The organism is uncultured Mailhella sp. (genome assembly GCF_905187505.1).
Lineage (GTDB): Bacteria > Desulfobacterota > Desulfovibrionia > Desulfovibrionales > Desulfovibrionaceae > Mailhella.
In genome coordinates this window covers 1-9,404 of the sequence record NZ_CAJJIC010000094.1, presented here as the reverse complement: position 1 = coordinate 9,404, position 9,404 = coordinate 1, and the positions used below count along the sequence as shown (strand labels likewise).

Sequence of the window (9,404 nt, the reverse complement as noted above, 5' to 3'; positions counted from 1 at the left end):
GTGGAACTTATTCTGTACCATGGCATAGAATTGGCGGGTTACCGGGGAGTTCCGGTCATAGTCCAGACTGCACTCGGCAAAAATATCGGTAATCTGCTGCCAGATACGGCGTTCACTGGCCCGGATGGAGCGAACCCGTTCCAGAAGTTCGCGGAAATAGTCTTTGCCGAAAGCTGTACCCCCCTGTTTGAGGCGTTCATCATCCATGGCAAAGCCTTTGATCATGTATTCTTTGAGTACGTTGGTGGCCCAGATGCGGAACTGAGTGGCTCGTCGGGAATTTACCCGATATCCCACGGAGATGATGGCGTCGAGATTATAGAATTTGGTTTTCCTTTTGACCTGCCTGGCCCCTTCAGTTTGAACTACCGAGAAATCCTCGGTAGTTGAAGTTTCGTCTAGCTCACCGTCCGCGAAGATATTTTTTAAATGCAGGGAAATGTTGTCCGGTGTGCAGTCAAACAGCTCGGCCATAGCTTTCTGCGTCAGCCAGATGGTTTCATCGCGGATGACGGCGTTGACGGAAATATTCTGCTCCGCAGAGTGGTACATCAGAAAGCGGAAGGTGTTGTCCATGCGGGAGTCCTTTGGGTAATGAGGAAAATATAAGATATTGTCGGGAAAGCTCGGACAAGAGCTGGCTTATCCTTTATCGTCCAGATCTGCTATGGCCAGAAAGTTTCCTACCTGAGCGGCTGCGTTTTTGAGTGTCTTATCCTCGAGGTGCGCATAACGTTGCGTCAGGGAGGGATCCTTGTGAGTCAGCAATTTCTGCACATGGGAGAGCGGAACTCCGTTGGATACGGCAACGCTGGCAAAGGTATGTCTGAGGCCGTGCAGGGGGCGGAAGTCGTCAGGAAGGCGGGCCGCTTTCTTTATGGCATTGACCTGCTTATGAATATCGGTCATGCGGCTTATGCCGTCCCTGCCGGGAAAAACATAGGCGCTGCCTTCGTTTTCTATTTCGGAAAGCAGTTCCCGGACCGGTTGTGTCAGGGGAATACGTTCATCTCGATGACTTTTTGCTCCTTCCTGACCTTCCCCTACTATATTGATGAAGCCCTGTTCAAAATCAATGTGCGTCCATTTGAGTCGGAAAAGTTCGCTTCGGCGCATTCCTGTGTAGTAGGCCATGAGCATAAGTTGTCCTGCCTTGCGATTTTTTGCATGGTGGGCAGCTTCAATGAAGCGGGTACGTTCTTCCGCCGTCAGCATTTCCGTCTTCACGTTGTTCAGATGCGGCATTTCGAAATGCAGCTGCGAAGGCGGAATCCATGGGCAAAGCCCTTTCTTGACTCCGAAGTTGATGATGCGTCGGAGCAGCTCCAGAATATTTTTTATGGTTCCTGCCTTTTTCCCCGCCTTGATGAGACGAAGCCGCAGGTGGTCTATATCTCCGGTGAAGATTTCTTCCGGCGTTCGGTCGGCAAATTCCCTTAAATAATTTTTGTAGCGGTTTTCATCGGTAGTGAGGCCTTTGAGATCAGGCTTATTTATCTTATAGGCATCCCAGAGTCGGGCAATGGTCCAGCGTGATTCAAGAGCCTGTTTTTGTTCTTTGCGGATACGACGGCGCTCGGTATTGGGCAGACTGATGCCGTTTACCCGTTGTTCTCTGATTTTTGCGGCTTTGGCCGGGGTCATTCTTTCGGACTCCCGCCCGACCTTTTCTTCGATTTTTTTTCCGTCCAGGCGGTACATGATGTAGTAGATTTTATCTGTTTTTGCCGACTCGGCTTTGTCTCTGGACTTCATCCGAGGCTTTCCAAGTACAAAAAATACTCCAACTTTGTCGGTCTGATGTCGCGTAAGTGAAGACATGGCAAGGCCTCCAGGAAATATACATATGATTTTATTCCCACCATATTCCCACCACGTCAAGCCGAAAAAGGCCGAAAATCAGAAAATGGAAAGAAAATGCAAATATACTTTTTTCAAATAAATAGTAATACTTAGATAAAAATAGAAAACAATAGAAAGATATGACCTTAGTTCTCATAACCCGAAGGTCATTGGTTCAAATCCTTTCCCCGCAACCAGAGAACAAAACCCCTTACGGCATATGCCGTAAGGGGTTTTTCGTTTAAGCTCTTCTGTCCGTCTGTTCTGCATTCGCGTTCGGTATTTTTATTTCTTTTGCATCTATGCTGTTCAATTGATATAACATGAGATATTTCATGTTTTGTTGACTTGTGCGCCTACATGCTTAACGTATTTCATGATGTAAAACAGCAAGGAGTTCATATGGCTAAGAATACAGGGAACGGGTACAGAAAAGGATCCGTTTGCGATCGCACACAAACTCAGAATCCCAGAACGGGATTGTGGACAAAACGAGATGCCGAAACCGGACGTTTTATGGACGTCAAGCAGGATGGCGAGCCCTTCAAAGGCGTTGCACAGGAACAGGACGGAAGACGCAGTAACGGGCAGCAATGAGGCTCTGTGCCCTGGAATGAACAGCATGAACCTGCTGTCTCCGTTTTGGGCGGCACAGTTTTTCCGTTCGGCACGGCGGGCTCGCAGAGCGATCTGTCGAACTGTTCAGCATTGTTTTTGAGAGGATGAGGAACGTTTCAGGGGAGACCTTTTTTTTCAGACTGAGTCTGAAAAAGGTCTCCCCCCACATGAGCGTTGCCTCATTCCGGCGCATTATTTTTCCTTGAAGGAAAGGGCGTCTTCATCCATGTCGAACAGGTCCGGCCTGGAACGCTGAACGCCTATGCCGTGTTCCATGAGCAGCAGAACGAGCTGTTCGCCGTTTATCAGGGCAATGGGGGTCTTGTTCGGCTGGGCGGCCTCGGTCCTTGCGCCGGAGCTGAAATCGCTGGTTGTGATGATGAGTCCCTGTTCATGGGCGCCGAGGCTGCCGCGCACCTGTTGAACGACGGGCGCCTGAACGTTGTTTTTGAGCTTCCACTTTTTTGCCTGAACGGCCATTTTGATGCGTATGGAATCGGCAAACCTGCGCGTGCCTCTGACGTCGATGCCGCCGTCGTGGCTGCGCTGCGTGACTTCTACGTCTTCAAAGCCCATTTTAGCCAGCAGAAGGGAGATGATTTTTTCAAACTCTTCCGCCTTCATATCCATGAGTCGCTTTCGGAGCGCCTTTTTTACCTGCGCGTTGTGTTGTTCTATTTGAAAGGTGAGCCCGTGCTCATTCCACTGACTCAACGCCACGTTGCCGCGCCCGAGCTGTACGAAGCGCGGCTGTTCGCCCCGGCCCTGCTGCCGTTTGATTTCCGTACTGATCTGGGAATTCATGGTGGCTTCCGGCGTCTTGCCGTTTGTTGCCAGCCATCCGTTTTCCAGCGCTTTTCTGGTAATTTCCCGGTAATGCATGGGCTGTTTGTTGCCGAACTGTTCAAGCACCTTTTGCGCGCAGTCAGTAAATGAGAGGGAGGAAACCGGCAGGGATTCCCTGCCCGTCTTTTTGGCGGGGGCCGGAACTGCCTGCGCGGCATCGTTTTTTCCTGCGGGATTGAGCGCAAAGGTATGAGGAGCGGTCTTCACGAAACGCGAAGCGTTGCCGTTGTTCTTGATGTCCGTGTAAAGCTTTGCGCCGATAGTGGCAGCGGGCGTTTTCCCCGAGCTTTGCCACAGATTGCGGGCAAGCAGTCTGTCCGTGATTTCCTGTACAGAAAGAGGCTCCCCGGCTTCCTTGAGAATGGTTGCTACGGCATCCAGAACGCTCATGGATTTTCCTGTTGTTGTGTGTTTTTCACTGATTGTTGTCCGAGTGGACGTTCGTTTCCGACTCTCCACGGAATGACTTCCTTCATGAGGACTATGCGTCCAGTGCGTTGTCCGCCGTTTTTTCCATGCGTATTTCCGGGGCGAGAAGCTCAAGAATGTGGCGGCCATGATTTTTTGTCATGCCTTTGCAGCTCAGGTCTGTTTTCATGATGCAGGACTGAGCGTCAGAACGCAGCGTTCGGCCATGTTCCCGAGATGCATGATTTCGGGAAATTTTTCGGCAAAAAAGGAAAAGTTGGAAGTCATGAGCAACCTCTTTTCGCAAAGAGAATGATGAAAACTGCGTCATGATAGACGAAAGCGTGCGAAGAATAAAGCCGTACGCACGACGGGGATGGAATGCATGGCGCTGCGACGGCAGAGGGATGTGCGGATGATTGTTCCGCCCAAGAGGGTCAGAAGAGCATATCGGAAAGGTTGTTCTCTCCCGGATTCCGGACACAAAAAAGCCCCCGACAGAATTTCTTCTGTCGGGGGCTTGCGCATATCTGACGGAGGAAACCGTTTTCAGAGGAGGAAAACGGCCGGCAGGAACCGGATCAGAGCGTTACGCGATGGCGATGGTCTTCTTTTCGGGTTCCTTCTTTTCCGGAGCCTTCGGGAAAGAGAGCCTCAGAATGCCGTCTTCGAACGTAGCGGAAACGTCCTTGGGCTCGAGGGCTTCGCCGACGTAGAAGCTGCGGCTGCATTCGCCGGAGTAGCGTTCGCGGCGCAGATACTGTCCCTTCTTGTTCTCCTCATCCTTGTCCAGCCCCTTGGCTGCACTGATGGTGAGGTAACCGCCGTCAAGTTCGATTTTCACTTCGTCCTTCTTGAATCCAGGCAGATCAATGTCCAGTTCGTAGGTGTTTTCCGTTTCCCGCACATCAGTCTTCATGAGATTTCTGGCGTTCTTGCCGAACAGCGGGTCATGTCTGTTATTGAAGACAGGCATAAAAGGTTCACCGAAGAAGTCATCGAAAAGTCTTTCACCAAAAATACTAGGCAGCATAATAAAAAACCTCCAGCCAAAAATAGAATCAATGCATCAGTGCGGAAGAAAATGTCCGTGTTCTTTTATTCCAGGATGAAGATGCATTCCTCATCTTTCTGGAAGATGATTGATTCTGTTTTTCATGAACTCCTTCCGGGGAAAGCGTCCCTGAAAAACATACCCTTACAATAGGAACGAATCCCGCACTGTCAACGCCGCAGAGAAAAAATTTTTCGATTTGGAGCACATTTTTTCTGCAGAAAAGGAGGGGGAACCTCTGAAAATCGGGCAGCGACGGCGATTTTCGAGGGGGCTTCCGAAGAGAAAGTCTGCAAAAATTTTTTATTGTCGCTTTGATGACTGCGTTCAGAAAATGCCTGCACGGTTCGGCGAAAAGAGCGGTTCGATGAGGCGTGTCCGGGCGGCATGGAGGGGATTCGTTTGCCGCCTGCCGTTTCTCGCTGCGGAAGGCTTGAGGCGCGTCTTTGATTTCATCATGCGTAAATCATGGAAGCGGTCGTTTTTTTCTCCCATAGTCGGAAGGAGCGCACCTGAAAGGGCCGCCGTTTCTTTGTTGAACACAAGGGGGAAACTTCATGAAGCTGTTCGGACAATCGTTGTGCGCAGGCGCCGTCTGCAGGGACTGTCGGAGATTGTGGCCGACCCCGTTTCTGCTGCTTTTTCTTGCCGCTGCCATCGTTCCCTGTCGGGCGCGTGCCTCGGATCTTACCGGCAACGGAAGCGCTTCCGTGATTTCTGGCGATTCCTATGATTATGTGTACGGGCGTCGGGCCGTGGGCGGCGATGCTGTGGCAAGCGGCAGTCTGGTGAACGTGTCCGGCGGCACGGTGTCCATGGATCTTTACGGCGGTTCGGCCCTGAGCCGCAACGGCTCGGCCGAGGCACTGAACAACAGCGTGAACGTGAGCGGCGGGCTTTCCGGGTTCAACGACAACATTTACGGCGGCTACGCCAGAAGCTACGTGGGCGGAGCCACGGCCGACGGCAACAGCGTGAGCATGGGCGGCTCGCTTCGCTTGGGACCGTGGGTGCAGGCCTTCGGCGGCTATGCCAGAATGTCCGGAGGTTCGGGGACGGTGGAGTCTGTGGACAATCACGTGACCATAGGCGGCAGCGCCTCGCTGAACTTCGTGGTGGGCGGCGAGGCCTACGCGGAAACGTCCGCACGGGGGTCCTCACGCTCCGCAGACAATACGGTGCGCCTTGACGACGGCTCGGTCAGCCTGCTTTACGGCGGCTATGCCATTGCTCCGGGCGACGCTTCCGCCGAGAACAACGTCGTGACCATTGCCGGAGGCTCCTTCGGCGACGTGGTGGGCGGCGAGGTGCACAGCTATGAAGGCACGGCCCTGGCTGAAGGAAACCAGGTGGTCATAACCGGAGGCACGGGCACGTCGAACGTTCTTGGCGCTTCCGTGCAGGGCGACGAGGGAGCCGCCCGGGCTACGGGCAACGCGGTGAGCGTGTCCGGTGCGACGATTGCAGGCAGCGTGACCGGCGCCTTTGCTCCGGAAAGCAGCGTTCCGGCCGAGCTGACCGGCAACAGCGTCATCATAGCGGAAGGCGCGACCGTTGAGGGGCATGTCGTGGGAGGGGCGGTGACGGGAAGCACCCCGGGCAGCCTTGCGGACTCCAACACCGTGACCGTGACCGACGGCGGCCGCGTGGAAAGCGACGTGACGGGCGGTCTGGCGGAGGCGGAAGGTTCATCCGCAAGTCACAACACCGTGATTGTCCGGAATGCCTTTGCGGGAGGCGATCTGTACGGCGGCAGCACGGGCGGGGGCGGCAGCTCGGATTACAACGTGGTGGCGGTCGTGGACGGCGGCAGCGTGGAAGGAGACGTCACGGGAGGCATGGCGGGAGCCGGAAGTTCATCCGCAAGTCACAATACCGTGCTCGTGCAGAATGCCTTTGCGGGCGGCAGCCTGTACGGAGGTCTCGTCGGGGAGGGCGGCGAAGCTTCGTTCAACAGCGTGATCATAGGAAAAGGCGCGTCGTTTGCTCCCACGACGGCCTTTTACGGAGGATTTTCCGGTGGAGCGCCCGTGGCCGCCGCAGGCAGCGGCAACACGCTTTTCATAGACAGCTGGCAGGGCAGCGCCGCGCGCGTGGCGGGATTTGAGAATCTGCATTTCGTGCTTCCTGCGCCGGGAGCTCCGGTGGACGTTCCCATGCTTGCCGTGACGGGCGCGCAGAGCGGCGACTTCGACGGATCCACGGTTACGGCGCAGCTGCCTGAGGTCATAACCGGCGGCCTTCCCTACAAGGGAAGCACCTTCGTTCTGCTCAGCGATGCGAGCGGCGCCGTGGCGCAGGCCTCCGCGGGAAGGCTCATCAGCCTTCAGCAGGGCTATGTCACCTATTACGACGGCATTCTTGAAAATACCGGCACGGCGGTGCAGCTGCATTTTCTTGAAGAGGTACGCATGAATCCCCGCATTGCCGCCCTCACGGAGGCGCGAGCCGCGGCGTCGGGGCTGCTCAATCAGGGCGCGGATCTTGCCGCGGCCGCCGGACTTCGTCATGCGCGGGAAGCGGCGGAGCATGAGGATGAACACTGGCGGCCCTTTGCCGCCGTGTACGGTGGAACGTCCCGTTATCATACGGGCTCCAGGGCCGATACCGAGGGCTTTTCCGGCATGACGGGTCTGACGGGGAGCTTCGCCGGCGCGGGCGGCCGCACGGTGCTGGGCGGCTTCTTTGAGTTCGGCCGGGCCCATCTGGACACGTTCAACGGCTTTGCCTCGGGCGACGTGAGCGGCCGCGGCGACAGCCGTTACATGGGCGCCGGCGTGCTCGCCCGGTACGAGGTGGCCGAAGGTCCGCTGGCCGGACTGTATGCGGAGGGGGTGGGACGCGTGGGCAACATCGACACGACCTGGCACAGCGATGACCTGCGGGACAACATGGGGCGTCCTGCCGACTACGATCTTTCCAATCCCTATTACGGCGGTCATGCGGGACTCGGCTACGTGCTGGGACTCGGCGATTCGCTGGACATGGACGTGTACGGAAAGTTTTTCTGGACGCATCAGGACGGAGACGGTGCGGACATGAACGGCGACGCGGTGCACTTCAACAGCGTGGATTCGCGTCGTCTGCGTCTCGGCGCGCGCTTCGACTGGAAGGCGCTGGAAGGTGTGACGCCCTATGCAGGTGCGGCCTGGGAACATGAGTACAGCGGTACGGCGCACGCCGTGGCCAACGACTTTTCCATTCCCGACGCATCGCTCAAGGGCGACAGCGCCTTGTTCGAGCTCGGGCTTTCCATGGAGCCGGGAGCAGGACCGCTGACTCTGGACGCGGCCTTCACGGGCAGTGCGGGAGAGCGCGACAGCCTGGGCGGCCATGTGACGCTTCTTTACCGATTTTAATAGAGGGTGGAGCGGCCCGGTCGGAAGCCCCCGGGAGGAGTTTTTTTCGTGCAGGCCGGCTCTTCACTCTCCGGAGAAGAGGCCGGGACGGAAGAACGACGTTCGCGCCGCAAAGACAGTGCGGAAGGATGCGCAGAGAAACGCGTCTTCCGCGCTGCATAAAGCCCCGAAACGGGCAGAGAAGGCGGAGGCCGGATAAGGCCGCAGCAGGTCGGGAAGGGGCTCGTCCGGGCGCCGAAAGGGACGGAAAAACGGCGGGAGTAAAAAATTTTTGAAAAAGGCCGAAGAAAAGGCTTTACAAAGCGCCGTCTCTTGGGTACAAGTCTTTTGCTGTTTGCGGGGAACGCCCGAAGACAAGAAAATTCTTCTTGCCAAGAAGAATCATTCGAGATAAGTTCCCATACCTGCTGCTGGCGTAGCTCAACTGGCAGAGCAGCTGATTTGTAATCAGCAGGTTGCGGGTTCGATTCCCATCGCCAGCTCCATATTTTGGAGTGACGACGAGAAAGAGCTCCATATTTCCCGGTTCAATCTGATCCGGGTGGCCGGTGAAGGTCACGCTCCTTCTTCCGGTTGCGGCAAGAACGCGAAAGCGTTTTTGTATAGCGTGGTGGGGTTCCCGAGTGGCCAAAGGGAACAGACTGTAAATCTGTCGTCGTAAGACTTCGGTGGTTCGAATCCACCCCCCACCACCAGCTTTACGCTGGTATAGCTGTAGGAGGCAGTGCGCGCTGTCAGGGGACTACGGCACACAGGCGGGAATAGCTCAACGGCTAGAGCATCAGCCTTCCAAGCTGAGGGTTGCGAGTTCGAATCTCGTTTCCCGCTCCACCTGCCACTTTGTTTCTTGTTGCTCCCCCTTTTTCTCTGGCGCGTCATGAGTCCGTGTTTTAGGGCTGCTCTCTCATTTAAAGAGAGCAGGACGGCGTCCGCTGCTCAAACAGGGCACCACAACTGCAAGTAACCATTTAGGGAGACCATCATGGGCAAGGAAAAATTTGATCGCTCTAAGCCGCATGTCAACATTGGCACCATCGGTCACATCGACCATGGCAAGACCACTCTGACTGCCGCCATCACCAAGATCGCCGGCCTCAAGGGCCAGGGCAAGTTCATCGCTTACGATGACATCGACAAGGCCCCCGAAGAAAAGGAACGCGGCATCACCATTTCTACCGCTCACGTTGAGTACGAGACCGACAAGCGTCACTATGCTCACGTTGACTGCCCCGGCCACGCCGACTACATCAAGAACATGATCACCGGTGCCGCTCAGA

At 55.5% G+C, this 9,404-nt stretch carries 6 protein-coding genes and 3 tRNA genes; 5 read left to right on the top strand and 4 right to left on the bottom strand.

All coding sequences use genetic code 11. The features are described from left to right. The 4 genes from rhuM to QZZ60_RS08635 form a co-directional block, all read right to left on the bottom strand. On the bottom strand, positions 1-576 hold a 576-nt coding region (gene rhuM / locus QZZ60_RS08650; protein ID WP_295640542.1), incomplete at its 3' end, for a RhuM family protein. 66 nt (positions 577-642) lie between these two features. Further along, positions 643-1,821: a site-specific integrase gene (locus tag QZZ60_RS08645; RefSeq protein WP_295640540.1), complete on the bottom strand. Its 1,179-nt coding sequence runs from the start codon at positions 1,819-1,821 to the stop codon at positions 643-645. Positions 1,822-2,652: 831 nt separating this feature from the next. After that, entirely contained in the window at positions 2,653-3,696 is a 1,044-nt protein-coding gene (locus tag QZZ60_RS08640; RefSeq protein ID WP_295640538.1) for an HTH domain-containing protein, read from the bottom strand. A 607-nt stretch (positions 3,697-4,303) separates the two neighbouring features. After that, a complete protein-coding gene (locus QZZ60_RS08635; protein ID WP_295640537.1) occupies positions 4,304-4,690 on the bottom strand; it encodes an Hsp20/alpha crystallin family protein in 387 nt (128 codons plus the stop codon). Between the two features lie 635 nt (positions 4,691-5,325). Between QZZ60_RS08635 and QZZ60_RS08630 the strand changes: the two genes are divergently transcribed. The 5 genes from QZZ60_RS08630 to QZZ60_RS08610 all read left to right on the top strand — a co-directional run. Then, positions 5,326-8,127 carry an autotransporter outer membrane beta-barrel domain-containing protein gene (locus tag QZZ60_RS08630; RefSeq protein ID WP_295640535.1) on the top strand — a complete coding sequence of 934 codons (2,802 nt, stop codon included), beginning with the start codon at positions 5,326-5,328 and terminating at the stop codon, positions 8,125-8,127. Between the two features lie 409 nt (positions 8,128-8,536). Continuing rightward, positions 8,537-8,612 (top strand) — tRNA-Thr (locus QZZ60_RS08625). A gap of 124 nt (positions 8,613-8,736) precedes the next feature. After that, a tRNA-Tyr gene (locus tag QZZ60_RS08620) sits at positions 8,737-8,822 on the top strand. 60 nt (positions 8,823-8,882) lie between these two features. Then, positions 8,883-8,958: transfer RNA gene (locus tag QZZ60_RS08615), tRNA-Gly, on the top strand. A 151-nt stretch (positions 8,959-9,109) separates the two neighbouring features. Next, positions 9,110-9,404: GTP-binding protein (locus tag QZZ60_RS08610; RefSeq protein ID WP_295640533.1), on the top strand; the 295-nt coding region annotated here is incomplete at its 3' end.

Excerpts from the sequence above, each read along its gene's own strand:
- QZZ60_RS08630 (WP_295640535.1), top strand. The coding sequence starts at position 5,326 with ATGAAGCTGTTCGGACAATCGTTGTGCGCAGGCGCCGTCTGCAGGGAC.
- QZZ60_RS08645 (WP_295640540.1), bottom strand. The coding sequence starts at position 1,821 with ATGTCTTCACTTACGCGACATCAGACCGACAAAGTTGGAGTATTTTTT.
- QZZ60_RS08640 (WP_295640538.1), bottom strand. The coding sequence starts at position 3,696 with ATGAGCGTTCTGGATGCCGTAGCAACCATTCTCAAGGAAGCCGGGGAG.
- QZZ60_RS08635 (WP_295640537.1), bottom strand. The coding sequence starts at position 4,690 with ATGCCTGTCTTCAATAACAGACATGACCCGCTGTTCGGCAAGAACGCC.